Origin of the sequence: Pseudomonas sp. 28 E 9 (genome assembly GCF_900004785.1) — a bacterium.
Classification (GTDB): Bacteria; Pseudomonadota; Gammaproteobacteria; order Pseudomonadales; family Pseudomonadaceae; genus Aquipseudomonas; species Aquipseudomonas orientalis_A.
Genome location: NZ_CVTK01000013.1, coordinates 54,807 through 80,533, shown reverse-complemented (window position 1 = coordinate 80,533; position 25,727 = coordinate 54,807). Strand labels below are relative to the sequence as shown.

29 protein-coding genes are annotated in these 25,727 nt (G+C 61.8%); 16 read left to right on the top strand and 13 right to left on the bottom strand.

From position 1 onward, the window contains the following. The 7 genes from BFQ00_RS27570 to BFQ00_RS02585 all read left to right on the top strand — a co-directional run. Positions 1 to 1,042: RHS repeat domain-containing protein (locus BFQ00_RS27570; protein WP_139114958.1), on the top strand; the 1,042-nt coding region annotated here is incomplete at its 5' end. Next, entirely contained in the window at positions 999 to 1,412 is a 414-nt protein-coding gene (locus BFQ00_RS02610) for a hypothetical protein (RefSeq protein WP_065896355.1), read from the top strand. The genes BFQ00_RS27570 and BFQ00_RS02610, both read left to right, overlap by 44 nt. 135 nt (positions 1,413 to 1,547) lie before the next feature. Beyond that, positions 1,548 to 2,687 (top strand): Fic family protein, encoded by a 1,140-nt coding sequence (locus tag BFQ00_RS02605; protein WP_065932524.1) that lies wholly within the window; start codon positions 1,548 to 1,550, stop codon positions 2,685 to 2,687. Positions 2,688 to 2,761: 74 nt separating this feature from the next. Next, positions 2,762 to 3,004 (top strand): exodeoxyribonuclease VII small subunit, encoded by a 243-nt coding sequence (locus tag BFQ00_RS02600; RefSeq protein ID WP_003176346.1) that lies wholly within the window; start codon positions 2,762 to 2,764, stop codon positions 3,002 to 3,004. Beyond that, positions 3,001 to 3,888: a (2E,6E)-farnesyl diphosphate synthase gene (gene ispA / locus BFQ00_RS02595; protein ID WP_065893139.1), complete on the top strand. Its 888-nt coding sequence runs from the start codon at positions 3,001 to 3,003 to the stop codon at positions 3,886 to 3,888. The genes BFQ00_RS02600 and ispA overlap by 4 nt, the downstream gene beginning before the upstream one ends. Positions 3,889 to 3,998: 110 nt before the next feature. Then, a complete protein-coding gene (dxs, locus tag BFQ00_RS02590; RefSeq protein ID WP_065893138.1) occupies positions 3,999 to 5,897 on the top strand; it encodes a 1-deoxy-D-xylulose-5-phosphate synthase in 1,899 nt (632 codons plus the stop codon). A 141-nt stretch (positions 5,898 to 6,038) separates the two neighbouring features. Then, entirely contained in the window at positions 6,039 to 7,913 is a 1,875-nt protein-coding gene (locus BFQ00_RS02585; RefSeq protein WP_065932523.1) for a TonB-dependent receptor domain-containing protein, read from the top strand. A gap of 490 nt (positions 7,914 to 8,403) precedes the next feature. Here the strand turns inward: BFQ00_RS02585 and BFQ00_RS02580 are convergent, their stop codons facing one another. The 11 genes from BFQ00_RS02580 to nrdR form a co-directional block, all read right to left on the bottom strand. After that, positions 8,404 to 9,189: a cobalamin-binding protein gene (locus BFQ00_RS02580; protein WP_065932522.1), complete on the bottom strand. Its 786-nt coding sequence runs from the start codon at positions 9,187 to 9,189 to the stop codon at positions 8,404 to 8,406. Next, positions 9,186 to 9,605: a nuclear fragile X mental retardation-interacting protein 1 gene (locus tag BFQ00_RS02575; protein ID WP_065932521.1), complete on the bottom strand. Its 420-nt coding sequence runs from the start codon at positions 9,603 to 9,605 to the stop codon at positions 9,186 to 9,188. The genes BFQ00_RS02580 and BFQ00_RS02575 overlap by 4 nt, the downstream gene beginning before the upstream one ends. Continuing rightward, positions 9,602 to 10,219: a GTP cyclohydrolase II gene (ribA, locus tag BFQ00_RS02570; RefSeq protein ID WP_057724861.1), complete on the bottom strand. Its 618-nt coding sequence runs from the start codon at positions 10,217 to 10,219 to the stop codon at positions 9,602 to 9,604. Before ribA ends, BFQ00_RS02575 begins: the two co-directional genes overlap by 4 nt. Positions 10,220 to 10,348: 129 nt before the next feature. Further along, the gene (locus BFQ00_RS02565; RefSeq protein WP_065888383.1) at positions 10,349 to 11,074 is read right to left on the bottom strand and encodes a substrate-binding periplasmic protein; all 726 of its coding nucleotides are present in this window, start codon (positions 11,072 to 11,074) and stop codon (positions 10,349 to 10,351) included. Positions 11,075 to 11,129: 55 nt separating this feature from the next. Beyond that, positions 11,130 to 12,095 (bottom strand): thiamine-phosphate kinase, encoded by a 966-nt coding sequence (gene thiL / locus BFQ00_RS02560; RefSeq protein WP_065932520.1) that lies wholly within the window; start codon positions 12,093 to 12,095, stop codon positions 11,130 to 11,132. A gap of 18 nt (positions 12,096 to 12,113) precedes the next feature. Next, complete coding sequence (gene nusB, locus BFQ00_RS02555) at positions 12,114 to 12,614, bottom strand: transcription antitermination factor NusB (RefSeq protein WP_065888385.1); 501 nt, start codon at positions 12,612 to 12,614, stop codon at positions 12,114 to 12,116. Further along, positions 12,611 to 13,087, bottom strand: a complete 477-nt coding sequence (gene ribE, locus BFQ00_RS02550; RefSeq protein WP_003176356.1) for a 6,7-dimethyl-8-ribityllumazine synthase — start codon at positions 13,085 to 13,087, stop codon at positions 12,611 to 12,613. The genes nusB and ribE overlap by 4 nt, the downstream gene beginning before the upstream one ends. A gap of 88 nt (positions 13,088 to 13,175) precedes the next feature. Continuing rightward, complete coding sequence (ribBA, locus tag BFQ00_RS02545; protein ID WP_065932519.1) at positions 13,176 to 14,267, bottom strand: bifunctional 3,4-dihydroxy-2-butanone-4-phosphate synthase/GTP cyclohydrolase II; 1,092 nt, start codon at positions 14,265 to 14,267, stop codon at positions 13,176 to 13,178. Between the two features lie 15 nt (positions 14,268 to 14,282). Beyond that, positions 14,283 to 14,945, bottom strand: a complete 663-nt coding sequence (locus BFQ00_RS02540; RefSeq protein ID WP_065888387.1) for a riboflavin synthase — start codon at positions 14,943 to 14,945, stop codon at positions 14,283 to 14,285. Positions 14,946 to 14,993: 48 nt separating this feature from the next. Continuing rightward, positions 14,994 to 16,121, bottom strand: coding sequence for a bifunctional diaminohydroxyphosphoribosylaminopyrimidine deaminase/5-amino-6-(5-phosphoribosylamino)uracil reductase RibD (gene ribD / locus BFQ00_RS02535; protein ID WP_065932518.1), 1,128 nt, complete (start codon positions 16,119 to 16,121; stop codon positions 14,994 to 14,996). Continuing rightward, the gene (gene nrdR, locus BFQ00_RS02530) at positions 16,118 to 16,588 is read right to left on the bottom strand and encodes a transcriptional regulator NrdR (protein ID WP_065888389.1); all 471 of its coding nucleotides are present in this window, start codon (positions 16,586 to 16,588) and stop codon (positions 16,118 to 16,120) included. The genes ribD and nrdR overlap by 4 nt, the downstream gene beginning before the upstream one ends. 140 nt (positions 16,589 to 16,728) lie before the next feature. Between nrdR and BFQ00_RS02525 the strand changes: the two genes are divergently transcribed. The 4 genes from BFQ00_RS02525 (at position 16,729) to trxA (ending at position 20,044) form a co-directional block, all read left to right on the top strand. Beyond that, on the top strand, positions 16,729 to 17,184 hold the full coding sequence (locus tag BFQ00_RS02525; RefSeq protein ID WP_065891623.1) for a YbaY family lipoprotein: 456 nt from the start codon (positions 16,729 to 16,731) through the stop codon (positions 17,182 to 17,184). Next, positions 17,181 to 17,834 carry a class I SAM-dependent methyltransferase gene (locus BFQ00_RS02520; protein WP_065932517.1) on the top strand — a complete coding sequence of 218 codons (654 nt, stop codon included), beginning with the start codon at positions 17,181 to 17,183 and terminating at the stop codon, positions 17,832 to 17,834. The genes BFQ00_RS02525 and BFQ00_RS02520 overlap by 4 nt, the downstream gene beginning before the upstream one ends. Positions 17,835 to 18,096: 262 nt before the next feature. Then, positions 18,097 to 19,098, top strand: coding sequence for an Abi family protein (locus BFQ00_RS02515; protein WP_065888392.1), 1,002 nt, complete (start codon positions 18,097 to 18,099; stop codon positions 19,096 to 19,098). Between the two features lie 73 nt (positions 19,099 to 19,171). Continuing rightward, positions 19,172 to 20,044 (top strand): thioredoxin, encoded by an 873-nt coding sequence (gene trxA, locus BFQ00_RS02510; RefSeq protein ID WP_065888393.1) that lies wholly within the window; start codon positions 19,172 to 19,174, stop codon positions 20,042 to 20,044. A 104-nt stretch (positions 20,045 to 20,148) separates the two neighbouring features. Here the strand turns inward: trxA and BFQ00_RS02505 are convergent, their stop codons facing one another. After that, positions 20,149 to 20,493, bottom strand: coding sequence for a hypothetical protein (locus BFQ00_RS02505; RefSeq protein WP_065895967.1), 345 nt, complete (start codon positions 20,491 to 20,493; stop codon positions 20,149 to 20,151). Positions 20,494 to 20,623: 130 nt separating this feature from the next. On the opposite strand from BFQ00_RS02505, the gene BFQ00_RS02500 reads away from it, so the two are divergent. From BFQ00_RS02500 to BFQ00_RS02480, 5 genes are all read left to right on the top strand, one after another. Further along, the gene (locus BFQ00_RS02500; RefSeq protein ID WP_065932516.1) at positions 20,624 to 21,232 is read left to right on the top strand and encodes a DUF2796 domain-containing protein; all 609 of its coding nucleotides are present in this window, start codon (positions 20,624 to 20,626) and stop codon (positions 21,230 to 21,232) included. 6 nt (positions 21,233 to 21,238) lie between these two features. After that, complete coding sequence (locus BFQ00_RS02495) at positions 21,239 to 21,949, top strand: ABC transporter ATP-binding protein (protein ID WP_065932515.1); 711 nt, start codon at positions 21,239 to 21,241, stop codon at positions 21,947 to 21,949. A gap of 1 nt (position 21,950) precedes the next feature. Continuing rightward, positions 21,951 to 23,216: an ABC transporter permease gene (locus BFQ00_RS02490; protein WP_065932514.1), complete on the top strand. Its 1,266-nt coding sequence runs from the start codon at positions 21,951 to 21,953 to the stop codon at positions 23,214 to 23,216. An 11-nt stretch (positions 23,217 to 23,227) separates the two neighbouring features. After that, on the top strand, positions 23,228 to 23,749 hold the full coding sequence (locus tag BFQ00_RS02485) for a DUF3299 domain-containing protein (RefSeq protein ID WP_065932513.1): 522 nt from the start codon (positions 23,228 to 23,230) through the stop codon (positions 23,747 to 23,749). 223 nt (positions 23,750 to 23,972) lie between these two features. Next, entirely contained in the window at positions 23,973 to 24,671 is a 699-nt protein-coding gene (locus BFQ00_RS02480; protein ID WP_065932512.1) for an OmpW/AlkL family protein, read from the top strand. A gap of 126 nt (positions 24,672 to 24,797) precedes the next feature. Here the strand turns inward: BFQ00_RS02480 and BFQ00_RS02475 are convergent, their stop codons facing one another. Then, on the bottom strand, positions 24,798 to 25,682 hold the full coding sequence (locus tag BFQ00_RS02475) for a sugar nucleotide-binding protein (protein WP_083203146.1): 885 nt from the start codon (positions 25,680 to 25,682) through the stop codon (positions 24,798 to 24,800). Positions 25,683 to 25,727: the final 45 nt, after the last annotated feature.

Sequence of the window (25,727 nt, the reverse complement as noted above, 5' to 3'; positions counted from 1 at the left end):
AAGAGAACGGCGCGGCAAAGGTCATTCACTCGTCACCGAATACCGCTACGACTGCCAGCACCGGCTGATCGGCGTCACCAAGCCCAACGGCCAAACCGCCCGCTATCGCTATGACCCGTTTGGGCGGCGCATCAGCAAAACCATCGAAGAGAAAACCACAGAGTTCTTCTGGCAAGGCGACAAGCTGATCGCCGAACACCATGCCGACCGCCATCGCAGCTACCTCTACGAACCCGACAGCTTCCGTCCGCTGGCACTACTGGAAGGCTTCGGGCCGGAAGAGACCAAGCCTTACTACTACCAACTCGACCACCTCGGCACACCGCAGGAACTCACCACGCCCGACGGTGAAATCGTCTGGTCCGCGCACCACCGCGCCTACGGAGAAATCAGCCGCCTCGACGTCGGCAAAGTCGACAACCCACTACGTTTTCAAGGCCAGTACTTCGACCAGGAAAGTGGCCTGCACTACAACCGGCATCGCTACTACCACCCGAATATCGGTCGTTACCTGACGCCAGATCCGGTGAAGCTGGCGGGTGGGATCAATGCGTACCAGTACGTGCCCAATCCGACGGGATGGGTAGACCCGTTAGGCTTGAGTAATTGCCCGGAGGGAAAAGGATGCAACGCTAAAAAAGAGCCTAAGGAGCCCGCGATTGATGTCCAAGTCGATGCAGGCGAACCAAATAGTCCATCTGCAACACAACGTCCGTCAGCATTTGCCAGCAAGCAAAAACTCAATGAGCATTACGAGAAGCACGGTTCTGAATTCGGCGCCGACTCTAGTCACGAATACTTACTCACCGCACGACATGTAATAAATGAAGGTACGCAGGTTCAATATTCGTACAGAAACGCTCCAACAACCGGATATGTTTTACTAATGGGAACAAATAGGACAGGGAAAGCGAAATTCGCGTTTGCAGGAACAAATACAAGCGGCCATATTACGACTTTACATACGAAAAGCGGGAAAGACTTCTGGAGAATGATAAATGGCGACCCCTCTGATAAAACCATTAGACCACACAAAAAATAGCTATATAAAAGCACAGGTGTTAGCGCTCAACGAGCATATAGAGGAAGACATAACTCTGCTCATTGAGGGAACCATCATAAATTGCTTCGTCAGCTATTCCCCCCACGACATAGAAGTCGGAAAAATCTATGACGTCGAGCTGACAATGAATCTATCTGATGATTACGAGATTGAGAGGGTTGAACCCAGAACACCACTGATTGAAAAGATAACTCCCGGCTACGCCTACCTACTTTACGGAAACCTAAACGACACACAATTTCAGAGCTTCGTCTCATTAAATGATGAGGACATTCACTACGATCATCCTGAATGTAACGAGCGTTTCATAAAACTAAAGGTCGACAGAATCGACGTCAGCTTCCGTTGATATTAAACGCCCCCCCGGAAAACGCACTCGGTGGCCCAATGCAGCCTAGACGATGAGCCGAATAGCAAGCACAATCGGCTCATTAAATGAGCCGAATATCCCCTCTATTCGACTCACACACCCAGGCGTCCCCCTATGAATCAACCGCACTGGATCTGGCAACACCTCGACTGGCCCCATTTCCACTGGCAGCCCGGACGCTTGGCTGCTTTGCTGCGCGAATGCAGTCACTCGCAGGGCAGACTCCTGGGCATGCTCGGCTCCGCTGGTCAGGTAGCCAGCGCGCAGAACGAACTGGACGCGCTGCTGCAAAACATCCTGACCTCCTCCGCTATTGAAGGCGAGCAACTGAATGTCGGCTCAGTGCGGTCCTCTCTGGCGCGACGGTTAGGCCTGGAGGCCACAAAAGCCGGTCAGGTAAGCCGCCGTAGCGAAGGCCTCGCTGATCTGATGATGGATGCCACCGAGCAATTCGCCAAACCGTTCACCTATTCGCGTCTGATGCATTGGCACCATTTGCTGTTTCCAACTTCGCAAGCGAGCGTTTTCACGCGAGAGATAACTGTCGGGGGGCTGCGGGGGGATGAGCAGATGCAGGTAGTGTCGGGCCGTCTTGACCGGCCTACCGTGCATTTTGAGGCGCCGCCACGCGCGGGGCTGAAGCAGGCGCTCGATGACTTTCTTGAGTGGTTCGAACTGAGCCGCAGTCAAGCGGAACTGGACCCCTTCATCCGTGCCGGCGTTGCGCATTTCTGGTTTATCACGCTTCACCCGTTCGATGACGGCAATGGTCGCCTGACACGCGCCATCACTGACTTGGCCTTGGCCCAGGGCGACCATCACGCGATACGCTTTTATGCGATGTCAGCCAATATCCTTGAGGACCGCCAGGGCTATTACAATGCATTGGAGTCCAGCCAAAAGGCCACGCTCGATATCACGGATTGGCTCGAGTGGTTTCTGAGAACGTTGTTGCGCAGCCTGCAAGAGGCAATGGCGCGGATAGATCGTGTGTTGAGCAAGACGCGATTCTGGGACCACCACCGCGGCGCTGCTTTGTCTGCCGAACAGACCAAGGTGCTCAACCGCCTGCTCGACGGCGGTGAAAGGGGTTTCGAACAGGGCATCAGCGCCGCGCAGTACCAGGCGGTGGCCAAGGTATCCAAGGCAACCGCCACGCGGCACCTGGCTGACCTGCTGGAAAAAAACTGCCTGATCCGTCTGCCCGGAGGCGGTCGCAGCACGCGTTATCAGATTAATACTGCGGGCGAGTAAGCCCCCACTCATTTGCCCCAATCCCCCATGTCTGCTAGTGTCGCGCCGGTTTACCGTCTACCGGAATTGCCGCCATGGCCCGCAAAAAAGTTGCACTCGATTTCGAACAATCCCTCGCCGACCTGCAAACCCTGGTCGAGCGTCTGGAGAACGGCGAGTTGTCGCTGGAAGACTCGTTGACGGCGTTTGAGCAAGGCATCGGCCTGACGCGTGACTGCCAGAGCGCGTTGGCGCAGGCTGAGCAAAAAGTGCAGGTGTTGCTTGAGCGCGATGGGGAGTTGGCCGAAGAACCTTTCGATGCGGAACAACCCGAATGATCGATGCGTATCAGGCCAGTAGCCAAGCCCGGGTAAATGCGGCGCTGGAGCCCTTGTTTGTTGCGCCGAGCCCGGAAATGAAGCGGCTTTACGAGGCCATGCGCTACAGCGTGATGAACGGTGGCAAGCGTGTGCGCCCGTTGCTGGCGTATGCCGCGTGTGAAGCGCTGGGTGCGCCAGCCGAGCAGGCCAATGGCGCGGCCTGTGCGGTAGAACTGATTCACGCCTATTCCCTGGTACATGACGATCTGCCGGCGATGGACGACGACGATCTGCGTCGCGGCCAGCCGACCACCCATAAAGCCTTTGATGAAGCCTATGCGATCCTGGCCGGTGATGGCCTGCAGAGCCTGGCGTTCAGCGCATTGCTGGACCCGGCGCTGAGCAGCGTCAACGCCGAGACCCGCCTGCGCATGGTCACCGCCCTGGCCCTGGCCGCAGGCCCGGCCGGGATGGTCGGCGGGCAGGCGATCGACATGGGTTCGGTCAGCCTCAAGCTGGATCAGCAAGCCCTGGAACACATGCATCGTCACAAGACCGGCGCGCTGATCGAAGCCGCCGTGCAACTGGGCGCCCTGGCCAGCGGCCGGGCTGAAGCGGCGCAATTGGCGGCGCTGCAAACCTATTCACGGGCTGTCGGCCTGGCCTTCCAGGTGCAGGACGATATCCTCGACGTGGAAAGCGACACCGCCACCCTCGGCAAACGCCAGGGCGCCGATATTGCGCGGGACAAGCCGACCTATCCTGCGCTGCTCGGGCTTGCGGCCGCCAAGGCCTACGCCCTGGAGCTGCGCGATCAAGCCCTGGACGCCCTGCGACCTTTCGACGCGGCGGCTGAGCCGTTGCGTGATCTGGCGCGGTATATCGTCGAACGTCGCCACTGACAGCTGCGGCCATAAGCGCCGCAAATCGGCCAAGTTCGCCCCTCTGCGTGGGCAGTTTGCAATGCTTGAGGTAAACTGCCGCCTCTTCTATACCTATAACGATTCGCCTGATGCCCACGACGTTCCAAGAGATTCCCCGCAAGCGCCCGTCCACGCCCCTGCTCGACCGCGCTGCCACGCCGGACGGCCTGCGTCGACTGGGTGAAGCCGAGCTGGAAACCCTGGCCGATGAACTGCGCCTGGAATTGCTCTACACGGTCGGCCAGACCGGTGGGCATTTCGGTGCCGGGCTGGGCGTGATCGAGCTGACCATCGCCCTGCACTACGTATTCGACACCCCGGACGACCGGCTGGTGTGGGACGTGGGCCACCAGGCGTATCCGCATAAAATCCTTACCGGCCGTCGCGAGCGCATGGCCAGCCTGCGCCAGAAGGACGGTATCGCCGCCTTTCCACGGCGTTCGGAGAGCGAGTACGACACCTTTGGCGTCGGCCATTCCAGCACCTCCATCAGTGCAGCGCTGGGCATGGCGATTGCCGCCCGCCTGCAAGGCAGTGAGCGCAAGGCGATCGCGGTGATCGGTGATGGCGCGCTGACCGCCGGCATGGCCTTCGAAGCGCTGAACCATGCGCCGGAAGTGGATGCCAACATGTTGGTGATCCTCAACGACAACGACATGTCGATTTCGCGCAATGTCGGTGGTTTGTCCAATTACCTGGCGAAAATCCTCTCCAGCCGCACCTACGCCAGCATGCGCGAAGGCAGCAAGAAAGTGCTGTCGCGTCTGCCCGGCGCGTGGGAAATTGCCCGTCGCACCGAAGAATATGCCAAGGGCATGCTGGTGCCCGGCACGCTGTTCGAGGAGTTGGGCTGGAATTACATCGGCCCGATCGACGGCCATGACCTGCCGACGCTGATCGCTACGCTGCGCAATATGCGTGACCTCAAGGGCCCGCAGTTCCTGCATATCGTCACCAAAAAGGGTAAAGGTTTCGCCCCGGCGGAAGTCGACCCGATCGGTTACCACGCAATCACCAAGCTCGAACCCCTGGACGCGCCCGCCGCCGCCCCGAAAAAGGCCAGCGGGCCGAAGTATTCAGGTGTGTTTGGCGAATGGCTGTGCGACATGGCCGCCGCCGACCCGCGCCTGGTAGGCATTACCCCGGCGATGAAGGAAGGCTCCGACCTGGTGACCTTCAGCGAGCGTTTCCCGCTGCGCTATTTCGACGTGGCGATTGCCGAGCAGCACGCGGTAACGTTCGCTGCGGGCATGGCATGTGAAGGCGCCAAGCCGGTGGTCGCGATTTACTCGACCTTCCTGCAACGCGGTTATGACCAGTTGGTGCATGACGTGGCGGTGCAGAACCTCGACGTACTGTTCGCCATCGACCGCGCCGGCCTCGTCGGCGAAGACGGCCCGACCCATGCAGGCAGTTTCGACCTGTCCTACCTGCGCTGCATCCCCGGCATGCTGGTCATGACGCCGAGCGACGAGAACGAATTGCGCAAGATGCTCAGCACCGGCCACCTGTACAACGGCCCCGCTGCCGTGCGCTACCCGCGCGGCAATGGCCCGAATGCGGTGATCGAGAAAGACCTGGAGCCGATTGAAATCGGCAAGGGCCTCCTGCGTCGCCAGGGCAGCAAGACGGCCTTCCTGGTGTTCGGCGTGCAACTGGCCGAAGCCTTGAAAGTCGCGGAGAAACTCGATGCCACCGTGGTCGACATGCGCTTCGTCAAACCACTGGATGAAGCCCTGGTGCGCGAGATTGCCGGTAGTCACGAACTGCTGGTGACGGTCGAAGAAAACGCCATCATGGGCGGCGCCGGTGCGGCGGTCAGTGAATTCCTGGCACGGGAGAATATCCTCAAGTCGGTGCTGCACCTGGGCTTGCCGGATATGTACGTCGAACACGCCAAGCCGGCGCAGATGCTGGCTGAATGCGGGTTGGATGAAGCCGGTATCGAGGCCTCGGTGCGCCAGCGTTTGGCGCTTCTGGCCCTGTAGAAACCGGGACTAAATGTGGGAGGGGGCTTGCCCCCGATAGCGGTGTATCAGTACCAGATGTTCTGACTGACACACTGCAATCGGGGGCAAGCCCCCTCCCACATTTTGATGTGTACACCCTTCAAACGCTATGGACAGCCCATGAAACGCCTGAGCCTTGCCCTGCTGCTGCTACCCTGCGCCGATCTGCTCGCCGACACCCGCGATCAGGCCTTGAAACTCTCCGACGTGGTCATCAGCGCCAACCGCCAGGTGCAGGCGCGCAATGACAGCAGCGCCGCCAACACCGTATTCACCCGCGCCGATATCGACCGCCTGCAGCCCGACAGCGTTACCGACCTGCTCAGCCGCGTGCCCGGGGTACAAGTGGCGCCCACCGGTGGACGTGGCAGTCTGCCGGGCATCTACATTCGCGGTACAAAATCGGCGCAGAGTCTGGTGCTGGTGGACGGCCAGCGCATCGCCAATACCACCTCCGGCGACAGCGGTCTGCAATACCTCAACGTCGACCAGATTGAGCGCGTGGAAGTGCTGCGCGGCTCACGTTCAGTGATTTACGGCAGCGATGCGATCGGCGGGGTGATCCAGGTATTTACCCGACGCAACGCCGAGCAAGGCCTGCAACCTCGGGTGAAGCTGGGCTTTGGCAGCCACCGGACCTGGGAGCGCAGCGTCGGCCTGTCGGGCGGCGATGAACAGACGCGCTTCAACCTGGGCGCCAGCCTGGATGAAACGGCCGGTATCAACTCGACCCATCAGTCGTTTCCCAGCGACAGCGACCACGACGCCTACCGCAATCAGTCCCTGAGCCTGAACCTCAGCCACTCGTTCAGCGATGCGCTGGAGCTGGGCTTCAACCTTTTGGATAACCGCGGCAAGTCGGAGTACGACAACAGCTTCGGGCGCTACGACTTCGCCACCGGGCAAAGCTTCGGCCAGAAACCCTACACCGATTACACCGTCAGCAGTGCCGGCGGCTATGTCGACGCCACCCTCAGCAAAGGCTGGCAGTCGCGCCTGGAGCTGGGCCACAGCGAAAACCGCGACACCAAGCGCGACACCCTCAGCGATGATTTCAGCGTGTTCAATACCTACCGCGACTCGGTCAACTGGCAGAACGACCTGACGCTGAACGAGCGCAACAGCCTGATCGTCGGTGGCGACTGGTACGAAGACCGCTTCCACGGTTCCACCGCGTTTACCGAAGACAGTCGCTGGAACCGTGCCGCCTTCGTACAGCATCGCTTTCACGGTGAATGGTTTTCCACCGAACTGGGCCTGCGCCGCGACCAGAACCAGCAGTTCGGCGGCCAGAACAGCTGGAGCGGCACGCTGACAGTGCCGATCAACCCTGACAACGACGTATTGCTCAGCTACAGCGAAGGCTTGCGCGCACCGACCTTCAACGACCTCTATTACCCCGACACGCAGTACAGCAACCCCAACCTGCAGCCTGAGACGTCAAAAAGCTACGAGGTGCAATGGCGCAGCCAACTGGCGGACAGCACACGCCTGGAAGCCTCGCTGTACCGCACCGACCTGAGCGATGCGATCATCCTCGACGGTGGCAAGCCGCAGAACGTGGCATCGGCGCGAATCAATGGTGTTGAAGCGGCGCTCAAGCAGGAGTTGTTTGGCTGGCAAGGCAACCTGGGCGTGTCGTTGATCGACCCGCGTGACCGCGACAGCGGCCACACCCTGGCGCGCCGCGCGCGGCGCACCTTGAACCTGGACCTGGATCGGCAGTTCGATAAGGTCGGTGTGGGCGCGAGCTGGCAGGCGATCAGCAGCAGCTACGATGACGAAGCCAATCGTAATCGCCTCGGCGGCTATGCCTTGCTGGGGCTGCGCAGCAGTTGGGCGTTGAACCGCGAGGTTTCGTTGTCGCTGAAGGTCGATAACGTGCTGGACAAGTCTTATGCGCGGGCGAAGTACAGCTACCTCGAGGGGTATCAGAATTATCGCGAAGCAGCCCGGACGTGGATGCTCGGGGTAACCTGGACACCCGAGATTTGAGTTGCCTGAACCGGCGTCATCGCAGCATGCTGCCAACACAATTCCAGTCCCCCCCCCAACCCTAACCACGATGCGAAGCGAGCCGCTCCCGATCTTGATCTTGATCTGCTTTTGATCTTAAGCGCCCCGTCAAACCACGCTGGCCGAACGCAGGCTTGAATCCGTGGGTAACCCGGCAGGACGCCGGGTTAGCCGCACTGGGCCAGGGATGGCCCATTGCGGCGGCCCACGGATTCAAGCCTGCGTTCGGGCACACCGAGCCTAAGCGAGGTGCCGAGTGGTGGGGCAAGAGCGTTTTGCTTACTTTTGCGCTTTTCAAAAGTGAGCCGCTGTAAAAGCGGAACCCATAGCAGCCGTTACCGCAAAAACGGATATGTACCCGGTCCAATCCAGCATCCTGGTCGGCCCAGAGGCCGCCATCGGGAGCAAGCCCCCTCCCACATTTGAAATGCATTCCCCTGTGGGAGCTGGCTGGCCTGCGATAACGATGTCAGAGGCTAGGCGCAATCACCTGACACAACCGCGCCACCGCTTCCAGCATCTGCCCACTGGGCCGCTCCAGGCCCTTGTCCGGTACCAACCGCACGCGCTCGAACAGGCTCGGCCAGACCTTCCAGGCCTCCCGCTGCGCCTGATCGCCCACCAGGATCAAGTGCGGATCACGCTGCAACACTGACTCGATACTGACTTGGGGCGCCGGCAGCGTGAGGTCGTCGAACACATTGCGCGCCCCGCACACCTTCAACGCATCACTGATGATCTGCTCGCCGCCCACGGTGTACAGCGGCTGGTTCCAGACCTGGTAAAACACGCGCAACGGCTCGGCGCGCCGATAGCGCTGGCGCAGTTCGGCGAGGCGCTGGCGCAGTTGATCGGCCAAGGCCAGGCCTGCGTCGGCACGCCCCAATTGCTCGGCAATGGCCTGGACCTGACGGGTCAATTGTTCAAGGTTATGGGGTTCGGCAACGTACACCGGGATATTCAGGCGCTGCAATTGCTCGCGCTGAGCCGGGCCGACGCTGCCGGGCCAGAGCAGGATCAGGTCGGGATTGAGGCTGAGCAGGCGCTCCATGTCCAACTGGCCGTAACGCCCGACCGATGGCACCTGCGCAAGGGCCGAAGGCCGCTCGCCGCCATCGAGCACACCCACCAAGAGGTCGGCAGCGCCCAGTTCGACGACGATTTCAGACAGCGACGGCGCCAGACTGACAACGCGCTCGACCGCCAACACCTGAACGCTGAACCCCAGCAACAACGCCAGCCAGTAGCGTTTCATCCCAACTGACGCGGAATGCGATAGAGGTAAAACAGCACCGTCGTCGACAGCGCCAGCAAGCACAGCGGCACCGCTTCCAGACCGACGAACACCGCCAACGCGCCGATCCAGGCCGGCAGCGCAGCCACCAGCAAGGCTGTACGTCGACGCGCCGCCAGGGTGATCCAGGCGGCAGGTTCTTCGGCAGTATCGAGGGCCTTGGACGTGGCGATCAGCGCATGTTTATAGCCGTGAAAATAACGCAGGCTGAGAAACATCGAGGCCACGCCGGCGATAAACAACGGCATGGCCAGTACGGGAAGCAAGGACTCGACGCGGCCGAACACCAGGTTGATCACAAACAACGGGAGCAATGCCAGGGCCAGGTACTGCCACCAGTTGAAGGACAGTCGACGTTTCACCTGGCCGCGGGTCACGCGCGGTCGACCTCGCCCTGATGCTCGTTGCCCATCATGTGGTCGAGCTTGCTGGCTTTGGTGGCCAGGTACAGTTTGTTGTGCGGGTTGTGCCCGGTATGCAGCGGCACGCGCTCGGCCACGGTGATGCCCATTTCGGTCAAGGCTTTGACCTTGCGCGGGTTGTTGGTCATCAGGCGCAGCGACTTCACGCCCAGATGCTCGAGCATCGGCAGGCAGATGGCGTAGTCACGCTGGTCGGCGGCAAAGCCCAGGCGCTCGTTGGCTTCAACGGTGTCGGCACCGCCATCCTGCAATTCATAGGCGCGGATCTTGTTCAAAAGGCCAATGCCACGGCCTTCCTGACGCAAATACAGCAGCACACCACGGCCTTCGCGGGCGATAGCCTGCAGCGCAGCTTCCAATTGCGAACCGCAGTCGCAGCGCTGGCTGAACAGCGCGTCGCCGGTCAGGCATTCGGAATGCACGCGGCCCAGCACCGGCGCACCATCAGCGATATCGCCCAGGCTGAGCACAACGTGCTCGCGCCCGGTGGCTTCTTCGAGAAAGCCATGCATGGTGAACGTGGCAAAGGGAGTAGGCAGCTTGGAAGCGGCGACGAAAACGACGGGCACCGTGTGCTCCTGATTTCAGATTTCACAGAGGCGGCCATTGTAACAGCCTGTTCCTACAGACGCTTAAGCTGAATGATCGCTGATAAAGATCAATAGGTTCGATTGGCCTTCGGCTTGGTTCTATGCAGGTCAGAACGGATACGGCTGCTTCCAGCGTTGAAAAATCGGCTTCAAGTCGCCGGTTTTCACCAGCACGGCCATGCGCTGGTCGTACAAGGTTCTCAGTGCCCGCCCACGTTCGTTATCGGCAAAGCCCACGTAGAGCGGCAGTTCCGTGAGGTGGGTGAGTGTGAACCGCGACGGATCGTCGGCCTGACTGAGCACATACTCGGCTTCGGTGAGCGACTCGATGTAGAGGTCTGCATGGCCATGCTGCAGCATCGACAGGATACCGTCGCGGCGCTCGACCTGGTTGAACCGACGCACGTTCGGCAGGTATTTCTCGTATTTGTAGCCACGCACCCAGGCCAGGCGGTAATCACCGAGCGTCGCCAGGCTCGGCGTGGGCATCGTTGCCAGACCGAGGGCGTAGATATGATCGGAGTCAAAGTGCCAGTGCGGATAAAGTACGTGCTCGGCTTCGTCGCGGTAGGAACCGACCCAACCGTCCACCTCGCCACGCTGGGCCAGGCCGACCGAGCGGGTATAGGGCGCGCTGCGGACTTGCAGGGCGACGCCGGCCGGTTCGAACACCTGGCGTAACACGTCCCAGGCCAGGCCGCTGCCATCCCTGTTGGTGTAGTTGCTCCACTCCTCGCTGGCCAGGACGATCTTGCCGGGCAACCGGGCTTCGTCCGCCTCAAGCGCAGGGGTCATGACGCACAGCATGATCAGCAGCCAGCAGCGCACACTCATAAGGATGACTTCCTACGTGGAGATATTCATATGAAGGGTAACGCAGCAGCGCCGACTACGGCAGCTGATGAAAATGCTGATAGCCGTGCACGGCCGGAGTGATGTCTTGTCCGTTGGCGTCGAGCAGTGTCACGCCCTGCCCCGCTTCGACCCGACCGATTACATGGACCGGCCAGCCGCCCGCCCGCAACGGCGCCAGTTCGGCCGGCGGCAAGGTGAACACCAACACATAGTCATCGCCGCCGCTCAACGCGGCTACGTGCGCCTCGTCGCGACCGACAAACGCCAGCAACGCCGCCGACAACGGCAAGGTGTCGTGCTCGATCAACAGGCTGACAGCCGATGCCCTGGCGATATGCCCGCAATCGGCCAGCAGCCCGTCGGAGATATCCATGGCTGACGTCGCTTTGCCACGCAGCGCCAGCCCCAGGGCCAGTTGTGGTTGCGGTGACCAGTAGTGGGCGAGCAGCGGTTCGGCGATGACCGCCTGCGCGCTGCGCTGGCCCAACACCAGCGGCAAGGCCCCGGCCGCGTTGCCCAATTCGCCACCGACACACAACAGATCACCGGGCCGTGCACCGCCGCGCGTCAAGGCCAGCCCGGCCGGCACGCGACCGAACACGGTCAAGGTCAGGCTCAGCGGCCCGCGCGTGGTATCGCCGCCCACCAGGCCCACGCCGCAGCGTTGCGCCATGGCGTTCAAACCCAGGGCATAGCGTTGCAACCAGTCGGCATCGACGGTCGGCGTGGTCAGGGCAAGGGTAAACGCGAGGGGATGGGCGCCCATGGCAGCCAGGTCGCTCACCGCCACGGCCAGCGAGCGCTGGCCGAGCAGGAACGGGTCACACGGGTCGGCAAAGTGCACGCCGGCCACTAAGGTGTCAGTGGAGACTGCCAGTTGCTCCCCGGCGGGGAGCGCCAGCAAGGCGCAGTCGTCGCCGATCCCCAGGGCAATACCTTCGCCGCCTTGCGCGCAGGGCGCGGCGGCGAAATAGTTGCGGATCAGCTCGAACTCACCCATCAAGGCCCCAAGCGCGACTTAGCGCTTGTGTTCCTTCACTTCGGCTTCACGCAGGCGCGGGGCCAGCTTGTCGAGCACGCCATTGACGAACTTGTGGCCGTCGGTCGAACCGTAGACTTTCGCCAGTTCGATGCCTTCGTTGATCACCACGCGGTACGGCACGTCGACGCGCTTGAGCAGTTCCCAGGTGGACAGGCGCAGCACGGCCAGTTCAACCGGGTCCAGCTCTTCGAGGGTCAGGTCCAGGCAGGGCGCCAAAGCCTTGTCGATCTCGTCCAGGTTGGCCGGAACACCGTGCAGGATGTCGTGGAAGTAGCTCTGGTCGGCGAAGGTGAAATCGTTATCGACGCGAAATTGCGCTTCGATTTCGTTCAGCGCAGTGCCGGCCATGTGGCGCTGGTACAGCGCCTGGGTCGCCAGCTGGCGCGCAGCACGACGCTTTTCGCTTTTCGAAGGCTTGCCGGCGTCGGCTGGACGCTCGTCGCGTGGGTTGAAACGATCGCTTTCGTCGGAAATCACTTGGCCTCCAACTGCGACAGCAGGCTGACCATTTCCAGGGCGGACAGGGCAGCTTCAGCGCCTTTGTTACCGGCCTTGGTGCCGGAGCGCTCGATGGCTTGCTCGATGGAATCAACGGTCAGCACGCCGAAAGCGACGGGCACGCCGAACTCCATGGACACCTGGGCCAGGCCCTTGGTGCATTCGCCGGCCACGTATTCGAAGTGCGGGGTACCGCCACGAATGACCGCGCCCAGGGCGATGATTGCCGCGTATTCACCCTGCTGGGCAACCTTTTGCGCAACCAGTGGAATTTCGAAGGCGCCAGGGGCACGGATAATGGTGATGTCGCTCTCGCTCACACCGTGGCGAACCAGGGCGTCAACGGCACCGCTTACCAGGCTTTCAACCACGAAGCTGTTGAAGCGGCCAACCACCAGGGCATAGCGGCCTTTGGGGGCGATGAAGGTACCTTCGATGGTCTTCAGGGTCATTCGACAAATCTCTTAAAGAGCCGGGACGCGAAAAGTGCGTCCCTCAGTGATGATTTAACCGCGAACAAGGGGCAGGAATCGCCAGCCTTTATTCGGAGGGCACGTATTCTACAACTTCCAGATCGAAACCGGATATCGCATTAAATTTCATGGGTGCGCTCATCAAGCGCATTTTGCGTACACCGAGGTCGCGCAGGATCTGCGAACCGGCACCGACGATGCTGTAGGTGGTCGGTTTTTTCACCGGCACGTGGTCGGCCGTTTCGCGGATATGCGCCAGCAGTACATCGCCATCCAGCGGGTGGCCAAGCAACAGCACCACGCCACTGCCCGCCTCGGAAACCGCGGCCATGGCCGCGCGCAGGCTCCAGCGGCCGGGCTGCCTGACCATCAGCAGGTCGCGCAGCGGGTCCATGTTGTGCACGCGCACCAGGGTCGGCTCTTCGGCGCAAATGGTGCCCAGGGTCAGCGCCATGTGCACGTCGCCTTCCACTGAATCACGGTAGGTCACCAGATTGAATTGGCCCAGTTCGCTGTCCAGCGGCTGCTCGGCAATCCGCTGAACGGTACGTTCGTGGATCATGCGGTAGTGAATCAGGTCGGCAATGGTGCCGATCTTGAGGTTGTGCTCGGCGGCAAACGCTTCGAGTTCACTGCGACGGGCCATGGTGCCGTCGTCGTTCATCACCTCGCAGATCACCCCGCTCGGCTCGAACCCGGCCATGCGCGCCAGGTCACAGGCAGCTTCGGTATGACCGGCGCGCGCCAGGGTGCCGCCCGGCTGGGCCATCAGCGGGAAGATGTGGCCGGGGCTGACGATGTCTTCGGCCTTGGCGTCTTTCGCAGCAGCGGCCTGCACGGTGCGCGCACGGTCGGCGGCGGAGATGCCGGTGGTGACGCCGGTGGTGGCTTCAATCGATACGGTGAACTTGGTGCCGAAGCCCGAGCCATTACGCGGCGCCATCAACGGCAGCTTGAGCAATTCGCAGCGTTCACGGCTCATGGGCATGCAGATCAACCCACGGGCGTGCTTGGCCATGAAGTTGATGTGCTCGGCCTTGCACGCCTCGGCGGCCATGATGATGTCGCCTTCGTTCTCGCGATCTTCGTCATCCATCAGGATGACCATCTTGCCTTGGCGGATGTCTTCAACCAGTTCTTCGATGCTATTGAGCGCCACGCGGCACCCCCTTGGTCAGGATTTCAGGTAGCCGTTAGCGGCCAGAAAACTTTCGGTGATGGTGCCTGATGCAGGCTCTGCGGCCTTTTCGCCCAGCAACAGGCGCTCCAGGTAACGGGCAAGCAAGTCCACTTCCAGGTTCACCCGCCGGCCTGGCTGGTAGGAGGCCATGATGGTTTCGCTGAGGGTGTGGGGAATGATGGTCAGTTCGAATTCGGCGCCATTCACGGCGTTCACGGTCAGGCTGGTGCCGTCGACGGTGATCGAGCCTTTATGGGCGATGTACTTGGCCAGCTCTTTCGGCGCGCGGATACGAAATTCCACGGCGCGCGCGTTCTCGCTGCGGGCCACGACTTCGCCGACGCCGTCGACATGCCCGCTGACCAGGTGGCCGCCCAGGCGTGTGGTCGGCGTCAGGGCTTTTTCCAGGTTGACCGGGCTGCCGGCCGCAAGATCGTTCATCGCGGTGCAGTCCAGGGTCTCGCGGCTCACATCGGCAGCGAAGCCGTTGCCCGGCAACTCGACGACGGTCAGGCACACACCGCTGACGGCGATGCTGTCGCCCAGCTTGACGTCGCCCAGGTCGAGCTTGCCGGTTTCAACCAGCAGGCGAATATCGCCGCCTTTGGGGGTCATTGCACGGATGCTGCCGATGGACTCGATAATGCCGGTGAACATGTCGTTCTCCTGAAAACGGGGGGCTGACGCTCAAGCGCGGGCCGGGGATTATACGCTCGCCGCAGGCACGGGAATGGCGGTGACTCGCCAGTCGTCGCCCACGGCACGCATGTCAGTGATCTTGAGGTGGGGAGCGTCGGCCAGCTTCTCAAGCGGCCAGTCCAGCAAGGGTCGGGCAGCGGAACCGAGGAACTTGCCGGCGACGAAAATCACGTACTCGTCGACCAGCCCCTGCTGGGCAAACGCGCCCGCCAGGCTCGGACCGGCTTCCACCAGCACTTCGTTGACGCCACGGTTGGCAAGCGCCACCAGCGCCGATCGCAGGTCGACCTGGCCCTCCACACCCGGTACCACCAGGCACTCGGGGCCACGGGGGAACTGGTTTTCCGGGGTTACGCAGGTGATGACCAAAGCCGGGCCCGCCTTGAAGAACGGCGCATCGAGCGGCACCCGCAGACGGCCGTCGATCAACACACGCAACGGCGGGCGCGACATGGCCAGGGCGGTGGTTTCTGCATCCAGGCCCAGCTCGGCGGCGCGCACGGTCAGCCGGGCGCCGTCGGCCAGCACCGTATCGGCGCCGGTCAGCACCACGCTCGCTTCGGCGCGCAGGCGCTGCACGGCGGCACGGGCGGCAGGGCCGGTAATCCATTGGCTTTCGCCGCTGGCCATGGCGGTGCGTCCATCCAGGCTCATCGCCAACTTGACCCGCACAAACGGCAGGCCGTGTTCCATACGCTTGAGAAAGCCCGGGTTCAGCGCACGCGCTTGAGCTTCCAGCACGCCGCTGCGAACCTCGATGCCGGCCTGGGCCAGGCGCTGCATGCCGCGCCCGGCCACTTCCGGGTTGGGGTCCTGCATGCCGGCCACCACGCGCGCCACACCGGCTGTCACCAGCGCATCGGCGCACGGCGGCGTATGGCCATGGTGGCTGCAGGGTTCGAGGGTGACGTAGACCGTCGCGCCACGGGCCTTGTCACCGGCGGCGCGCAAGGCGTTGGGTTCGGCATGGGGCTCGCCGGTGCGTTCGTGCCAGCCTTCGCCGACAATCTGCCCGTCACGCACAATCACGCAGCCTACCCGCGGGTTGGGGTGGGTGGTGTACAGGCCCTTGCGCGCCAATTCGAGGGCGCGCGCCATGTAGTGGGCGTCGAGGACTGCCTGTTCAGACGTCATTGTTTGGAAGGCTCACGGGCCAGGCGGTCGATCTCTTCGCGGAACTCATTGAGGTCCTGGAAGCGTCGGTACACCGAGGCAAAACGGATATAGGCGACTTCGTCGAGCTTTTGCAGCTCGCCCATCACCAGCTCGCCGACCACCAGGCTCTTGACCTCGCGCTCGCCGGTCGCGCGCAACTTGTGCTTGATATGCGCCAGCGCCGCCTCCAGACGCTCGACACTCACCGGGCGTTTTTCCAGGGCGCGCTGCATACCGGCGCGCAGTTTTTCTTCGTCGAAGGGCTGGCGGCTGCCGTCGGACTTGATCAGGCGCGGCAATACCAGTTCGGCGGTTTCGAAGGTGGTGAAACGTTCACCGCAGCCAGAGGCCAGGCATTCGCGCCGGCGACGCACTTGATCGCCCTCGGCGACCAGACGCGAGTCAATGACCTTGGTGTCGTTGGCACCGCAGAAGGGACAGTGCATGGTTGGCAGGCAACAAATAATAGGGAGGGCCATGGTAGCGCATCCCCGTCGCAAGACAAGCCATAGCCTTTACGGTATATAGGCAGGCTTATATGTTTCTATTTTTTAAGCCACGGATTTTGTCCTTTCTGGAGCCGTACATGCAGTTACGACCACTCGTTCTACTCACCCTGTTCAGTTTTCTGGTCGCCTGCAGCAGCGAAGCCCCCAAGCCGGCCGCACCTCAGCCAACACCGGCACAAGAGAAAAAAGTCCCCGGCATCGAAGACCTCGGCCCCCTGCCCGCCTACCAGCGGGAAATCAGCGGCAACCTGACCAATGTGCCGGCCGGCGCCGAAGTCGAGTTGGCGCTGCTGGTGATCGACGAGCGCTCGCGCCCGCAGCAACTGCTCGCCAGCAGCGTATTGACCGGCAACGGCAAGCCCCTGGCCTTTCGCCTGCGCTTCAACCCCGAAGCGTTCCCGGCCGGTGCGCGGGTTGAATTGCGCGGTCGCGCCAGCCAGTCCGGCCAGTTGATCCTGCACCTGCCCGCCGTGCGCATTACCCAGGCGATTACCCAGACCACCGGCCCCCTGCAACTCGTCAAGGCGCCATGACACCACCGCTGCACCTGCAACGCGCCCTGAGTGAACTGATCGGCGACGCACACCTGGTGCCCTGCCCGCTGCCGGGCACCGAGCTGTCGTTGTGGTTGCTCGACGCCGACAACATGGACCGTGCCTTCAGCCAGGAAGAAACCCGGCGCATCCTGCATGAGCCTCCCTACTGGAGCTTCTGCTGGGCCAGCGGCCTGGCGCTGGCGCGCTATCTGGCGGCGAACCCCGCGTGGGTAGCGGGCAAGCGCGTGCTGGATTTCGGCACCGGCTCCGGCGTGGCCGCGATTGCGGCCGCCAAGGCTGGGGCCTTGGAGGTGGTGGCGTGCGACCTTGATCCGCTGGCACTGGCGGCTTGCCGGGCGAATGCCGAACTCAACGACGTGCAGCTGGGTTATTCAATCGACTTCTTTGCAGAGGCCGATCGTTTCGACCTGATCCTGGTGGCCGACGTGCTTTACGATCGCGCCAACCTGCCACTGCTGGATCAGTTCCTGACCCGAGCCCGCGAAGCGCTGGTGGCGGACTCGCGGGTGCGCGACTTCCAGCATCCGGATTATCAGCGGCTGGACATCCTCGAGGCGCTGACCCTGCCGGACCTGGCCGAGCCGTGGGAGTTTCGCAAGGTGAGCCTGTACCATTCGCGGCGATAACCGTCCACGTTACAAATTCCCGGCAATATATTGATTGAGACAAGAAAAGCCGCGGTATGGAAAATGCCAGTCCTCGCCCGCAGCTCCGGCAATCGACTGCAATGTCTTCGTATTCAAACTCACTGATGTCCAACGAAGCGCAGGCCTTGCCAAACGCTGGGCATCTGCCTAACCTTTGCGCTAATACACCCGCCATGCCTCTGGTTACTTCAGTAACCAAGCACAAATTGTGCGGGTTTTTTATGCCCGGCGCTTTTGGGGCATGAGGTCATTCAGCAAGCCAGCCATAGATGTTCCCGCTCAACTGGAACTGCTCAAGCTACGCGGACTGATCATTCACAATGAAGCTCGCGCTGAGCGCTTCCTGCAGGCCGTCAGTTTCTTTCGACTTAGCCCTTATATGCGACCCTTCCAGCAGCCGGAAGATATCGATCATCGCTTTCGTGAAGGCAGCCAGTTTGGTCAGTTGACCCGCCTTTACGACTTCGACCGGCGGCTTCGTTTACTGACTATGGATGCCATCGAACGCGTCGAAATTGCCTCGCGTTGCGTTATCAGCAACCACATGGGACCCACGCATGGCAGTCATTGGTATACCAACCCGCTGCTGTTTCACCCCACCTTTGATCATCAGCGCCTGCTGACAACACTCTGCGGCAAACAAGACACGGCAACGCGTGAGTACATGCGCGAATGTGACCGGATCGACAGGTCGCACGCGAGCGATGCGAGAAAGGCGCTGCTCAAACGCCAACGGTCAAAAGAGAGCTACGCCCGCCATTACCCCGCGACCTATGACCACCCAACGCTGATGCCTGGCTGGGCGATGCTCGAAGAACTTACGCTGGGGGACCTGTCCCACCTGTACAAAGGCTTGGCCAGGGACGCCGATAAAAAAGCCGTCGCCAAACGCTTGCTGCTCCCGGCGCCACTGATGCAGTCCTGGCTGCACACGCTGACCACCATCCGAAATATGTGCGCCCATCATTCGCGAATGTGGAACCGGCAATTGGGTGTTCGACCTGAATTACCCAGGAAGGCCACCTTTGCATGGCCCGGGCATTTGCTTGAACCAGGGCCACATAGTCGAATGTTCGCGGTTCTTTGCATGCTCAATCATCTGATGCGCCAAGTGAGTCCACAGACTCCCTGGGGCCACAGCCTGCATGTGCTTATCCGTGAATTTCCCGAGGTCAGTCTCAAAGCAATGGGTTTTCCTCAAGACTGGTACCTCGATCCGTTTTGGCATGCGCCTGAACACTAATCCCCATACGGCTTCCGATAGCCAGCGCCAGCCCTTATAGTTGCCCCCATTCCCGCTTTATTCGAGACGCCTCATGAGTGAGCCCACGCCGTACATCTTCGACGTCACTGCCGCCAACTTCGAGCAGGCAGTGATTCAGAACTCTTTCGAAAAACCTGTGCTGGTGGACTTCTGGGCCGAGTGGTGCGCGCCGTGCAAGGCGCTGATGCCGATGCTGGCGCAGATTGCCGAGAGTTATCGCGGTGAGTTGCTGCTGGCCAAGGTCGATTGCGAAGCCGAGCAGGACATCGTTGCGCGTTTCGGTATCCAGAGCCTGCCGACGGTGGTGCTGTTCAAGGACGGTCAGCCGGTGGATGGGTTTGCCGGGGCGCAGCCGGAGTCGGCGGTGCGGGCGATGCTCGAGCCCCATGTGCAGATGCCGCCACCGGCTGCGGCCGATCCGCTGGAGCAGGCACAAGCGTTGTTTGCCGAGGGCCGCATCAGCGATGCCGAGGCCATGTTGGTTGCGCTGCTGGGCGAAGACAACACCAACGCCGCCGCGCTGATCCTGTACGCGCGTTGCCTGGCCGAGCGCGGTGAACTGGATGAAGCCCAAACCGTGCTGGACGCCGTAAAAGGCGATGAGCACAAGGCCGCCCTCGCCGGGGCCAAGGCGCAAATCACCTTCCTGCGCCAGGCTGCCGACCTGCCGGACAGCGCCGACCTGAAAAGCCGCCTTGCGCAGAATCCGCAGGATGACGAAGCGGCCTATCAGTTGAGCATTCAACAACTGGCGCGCCAGCAATACGACGCCGCGCTGGAAGGCCTGCTCAAGCTGTTCGTGCGCAATCGCAGCTACAGCGAAGGCTTGCCACACAAGACCTTGCTGCAGGTGTTCGAACTGCTGGGCAACGATCACCCGCTGGTCACGGTGTACCGCCGCAAATTGTTTGCCGCGCTGTACTAACCCTCACCCTGTAGGAGCGAGCTTGCTCGCGAAGGCCGTCAACGATAACGCGGGCATCCTGAATGAACGCGGCGTCTACGCGTTTTTCGCGAGCGAGCTCGCTCCTACGACGCATCGATCCAGGTGTACAGCGGCGTGTCTGCGCCGCTGGTCACTTTCACTTTGGTGCTGTGGCGCAGGCGCACCAGCAGGCGCTTGCCCGCGGCGGCATCGCCGGCCAACCCTTCTAGTTGATCGAGCAATTCCAGGCCGCTGAGCTGCCCGGCGTTGCGCAACAGATCCTGAGCGTTCTGCCATAGATCCTCACTTTGCCTGACCGGTACCGCCGTCGACTCGGCCGGCACCGGGGCGGCCTGCAAGTGTGCGCCCAGTCGCGCCCAATCGCCGTCGTCCAGTTCCAGGGTCAAGTCCACCGGCAGGTCGCCGACGGTTCCACGAATTCGCAACATCGTCTTTACTCCCGCATTTTTCTGACGGACATGCTCCCATGCAGCTTGCGCAACGCCAAGCGGACGGTCAAACTCTCGGCAATATTGTTATAAGATCACATAACAAAACTTTCATCTGTGGAGTCCTGTCATGCGCCGTCTGCTGCTTGCTTTGCCGTTTGCCCTGCTGCCTCTGGCTGTCGCTCACGCCCATGAAGATCACGATCATGAGCATGGCAGCCTCGGCGCTCACGAACACGGTGTGGGCCGTCTCAATGCAGTGCTGGACGGCCAGAGCCTGGAGCTTGAGCTGGACAGCCCGGCGATGAACCTGGTGGGTTTCGAACACGTCGCGACCAGTGCCGCCGACAAAGCCAAAGTCGCCGCCGCGCGCAAACAGCTGGAAAGTCCGCTGGCGCTGTTCAACGTACCCAAGGCCGCCGGTTGCGTCGTCAGCACCCAGGAACTCAACAGCCCGCTGTTCGGTGACAAGCCCGAAGCCGATCACGATGATGACGATAACAATGACCACGCCACCGACGGCAAAGGCGCTGCCGCCCATGAGCATCATCATGACCACAGCGAAATCCATGCCCACTACCAGTTCACCTGCGCCAAGCCAGAGGCACTGAGCAACCTGGACCTGAGCCAAGTGTTCAAGACCTTCCCCGCCACCCGGAAAATTCAGGTACAACTGATCGGCCCGAGCGGCCAGCAAGGTGCTGACGCGACCGCCACTGCAGCCACCCTGAAGTTCTGAGTTCACATGACCCCTGCATTGATCGAACTGTCCGACCTGGGCTTCAACTGGCCCGGTCACCCCCAGTTGCTGGACATCCCCGCGTTCCGCCTGGAGCCTGGGCAAACCCTGTTCCTCAAGGGCCCGAGCGGCAGTGGCAAAACCACCTTGCTCGGGTTGCTTGGCGGTGTGCACAAACCCAGCCGAGGCAGTATCCGCCTGCTCGGCCAGGAGCTGACCGAACTGTCTGCCGGTGCCCGCGACCGTTTTCGTGTGGACCACACCGGCTACATCTTCCAGCAGTTCAACCTGCTGCCGTTTTTGTCGGTACGTGAAAACGTCGAGCTGCCTTGTCACTTTTCCAAGCTGCGGGCCCGGCGCGCGGCCCAGCGTCACGGCAGTGTCGACCAGGCCGCAGCGACCTTGCTCGCGCACCTGGGTTTGAAAGACCCGGACTTGCTCGAGCGCCGCGCCGACTCGCTGTCCATCGGCCAGCAACAACGGGTGGCCGCCGCCCGTGCGCTGATCGGTCAACCGGAACTGGTGATCGCCGACGAGCCCACCTCGGCCCTCGACTACGACGCCCGCGAAGCATTCATTCAACTGCTGTTCGCCGAATGCCGCGAAGCGGGCGCCAGCCTGTTGTTTGTCAGCCACGACCAAAGCCTGGCCCCGCTGTTCGACCGCAACCTGTCGCTGGCCGAACTCAATCGCGCCGCCACGCCTGCAGAGGTTTGAGATGTATTTGTTTCGTCTGGCCATGGCCAGCCTGGCCAACCGCCGCTTTACCGCGATCCTCACCGCCTTCGCCATCGCGCTTTCCGTCTGCCTGTTGCTGGCGGTGGAGCGCGTGCGCGTTGAAGCGCGCAACAGCTTCGCCAGTACCATCAGCGGCACCGACCTGATCGTCGGGGCGCGCTCGGGCTCGGTGAACCTGCTGCTGTACTCGGTGTTTCGCATCGGCAACGCCACCAATAACATCCGCTGGGACAGCTACGAGCACTTCGCCGCCAACCCCCAGGTGAAATGGGCGATTCCGATTTCCCTCGGCGATTCCCATCGCGGTTACCGGGTGATGGGCACCAACGAATCCTACTTCGAGCATTACCAGTACGGCCGCAAACAGAACCTTGAACTGGCCAGCGGCCGCGCGTTTGCCACCGACCCGTTCGAGGTGGTGCTCGGTGCCGAGGTCGCCGAGGCCCTGCACTACAAGCTTGGCGACAAGCTGGTGCTGGCCCATGGCGTGGCGGTGGTCAGCCTGGTCAAGCACGATGACAAGCCCTTCACCGTGGTCGGTATCCTCAAGCGCACCGGCACGCCGGTGGACCGCACGCTGCATATCAGCCTCGGCGGCATGGAGGCGATCCACATCGACTGGCACAACGGTGTCCCGGCCCAGGGCAAGGGCCGTATCAGCGCCGATCAGGCGCGCAATATGGACCTGACCCCGCAAGCCATCACCGCGTTCATGCTCGGGTTGAACAACAAGATTTCCACCTTCGCGCTGCAACGGGAAATCAACGAATTCCGTGGCGAGCCGATGCTCGCTATCCTGCCGGGCGTGGCGTTGCAAGAGCTGTGGAGCATGATGGGCACGGCGGAAAAAGCCTTGTTCGTGATCTCGTTGTTCGTGGTGCTGACCGGTCTGATCGGCATGCTCACGGCGATCCTCACCAGCCTCAACGAACGCCGCCGCGAGATGGCAATCCTGCGTTCCGTGGGCGCGCGGCCTTGGCATATCGCAACGCTGCTGATCTTCGAGGCCTTCGCGCTGGCCCTGTCCGGCGTGGTGGCAGGTCTTGGTTTGCTGTACCTGTGCATCGGCGCATCGCGCGGTTATTTGCAGGCCAACTACGGGCTGGACCTGCCGATGGCATGGCCGAGCGAATATGAATGGACGCTGCTCGCCGGTATCCTGACGGCGGCGCTGTTGATGGGCAGCGTGCCCGCCTGGCGGGCCTATCGCCAGTCGTTGGCCGATGGGCTGTCCATTCGTTTATGAGGAAGCTGTCGATGCGTCGTGCCCTGTTTGCCCTGTTGCTGCTGGTGGCCGTACCTGCCTGGGCCGAGGAGCAGCCCCGGGATTTGTCGTGGCAGGAAATGATCCCACCGGATGCGCCACCGGAAGTGCCCAATATGAAACCGCTGCACGACCTGTCGAACATGGCCGATGCCCTGTCCGTCGAGGCCGCGCCCGCCGCCAAACAGGACTTGCCCAACGCGCCGGTGGTGCAGAGCCTCGACGGCCGGCACATTCGCCTGCCGGGGTACATCGTGCCGCTGGAAGTGAGCGAAGAAGGCCGCACCACCGAGTTCCTGCTGGTGCCGTATTTCGGCGCATGCATCCACGTGCCGCCCCCGCCATCGAACCAGATCGTGCATGTGAAAAGCGAAGTCGGGGTGAAACTCGACGAGCTGTACCAGCCGTACTGGATCGAAGGCGCGATGCAGGTCAAGCCGTCGTCCAGTGAGTTGGCTGACGCCGGTTACCAGATGGATGCCGAGAAGATCTACATGTATGAGCTGGAAGAATAATCACCGCCTGCGAACACACCGAAGATCAAATGTGGGAGGGGGCTTGCCCCCGATAGCGGTGGACCAGTCAATAAATCTTTGACTGACACTCTGCTATCGGGGGCAAGCCCCCTCCCACAGTTTTTTGCGGCGTGGTTAGCCTTTCATTGAGCTGAGTCAAAAGATCGGGCGGAACGATCTTTACCATTGGACGTACAACTTTTAACGTCCTTTTGGAGCTCCCATGAACAAGCCTCTGCTCGGCGCGTCCCTCTTCGCGCTCGCCCTCGTCGTCCCTGTCGCTCACGCCCACCAGGCGGGCGACATTCTGGTTCGCGCCGGTGCAATCACCGTGAACCCGAAGGCCGACAGCAGCAGCGTCAAGGTTGACCAGGGCCCATTGGCCGGCGCCAACCTGGGCGGCAAGGCGACCATGAGCAGCGACACCCAACTGGGCTTGAACTTCGCCTACATGATCACCGATCACGTCGGTATCGAACTGCTGGCCGCCACGCCGTTCGAGCACGATGTCAAGATCAAGAACACCGCCCTCGGCGCCGCCAACGGCAAGCTCGGCACACTCAAACACCTGCCGCCGACCCTGAGCGTCGTGTACTACCCGCTGGACCACCAGTCGGCGTTTCAACCCTATGTGGGCGCCGGTATCAACTACACCTGGATCTACGACGAGCACGTCGGCAGCCGCGCCGAGCAAGCCGGCTTCAGCAACTTCAAGGCCGAGAACTCCTGGGGCTGGGCGGCGCAGATCGGCGCCGACTATATGATCAACGACAAATGGATGATCAACGCCCAGGCGCGCTACATCGACATCAGCACCAAGGCGACTGTGGATAACAACGCGCTGGGCCAGGGCACTCGGGCCAAGGTCAATGTGGATGTCGACCCGATGGTCTACATGGTGGGTATTGGCTACAAGTTCTAAACAACACTACAAAACCAAATGTGGGAGGGGGCTTGCCCCCGATGGCGGTGGACCAGTCAATAAATCTTTGACTGACACTCTGCTATCGGGGACAAGCCCCCTCCCACATTGGGTTCTGGGTTGTTTTCAGAAGTGGCGGTAGAACCGATCGAGCAACGCCGGCAATCCCGCCCGCCATGCCCGTGGCTTGATGCCAAAGGTATGCAGGATTTTCTTGCAGGCCAGCACCGCGTGCTGTGGCTCGTCCGCCGCATCCGGCCGCGCGGCGTGGGCCTGGGCGGTGGGCGACTCGATGGCCAGGGCGTGGAAGTTGCGGGCTTCGGTGATGATCGCCTGACCCAGCGCCAGCGGTGTGGTCGCCTCGTGACCGGCGTAGTGATAGGTGCCCCACAGCGGCGCCGCGCAATCGAGTTGCTTGAGCACGGAAATGATCACCCGCGCCGCATCGTCCACCGGCGTCGGGTTGCCGCGACGGTCGTCGGCCATCAACAACTCATCCGGCTGTTCGGCCCGGGCGAGGAAGCGCCCGAGGGTACCGTCGACGCTGTCATCCAGCAGCCAGCCAAACCGCAGCAGCACATGCTGCGGGCAGGTGGCGCGTACGCTTTGCTCGATACGCCACAACGCCTGGCCGCGCAGGCCCAGGGGCACCGGCTCGTCCTTTTCGCTGTAGGCGGTGGCGCGGGAACCGTCGAACACGCGGTAGCTGGACGGTTGCACCAGGGTAATGCTGTGGTGCTGGCACAGTTCGGCCAGGCGTTCGATGGCGAATTCCTGGGAAGCCAGGCGGGTTTCGCTGACGGCTTCGGCCTGGAACCAGTCGAAATAGTAGGCGAGGTTGATCAATGCATCGGGACGGGTGTCGTCGAGCAATTGGGTGAGGCTCGCGGCATCCCAGCCGTCTTGGGGCGGTTTGGGGGCGAGGAAACCGATGTCTTCCTCTGCACCGAGGCGAATCAGCGCCTGCCCGAGGGCATTCCCGCCGCCCAGTAACATAAGGCGCATTCGCATAGATTGAGCAGGCCCGGTCTGTTTGGAACGATGGTTGTTGTCGGC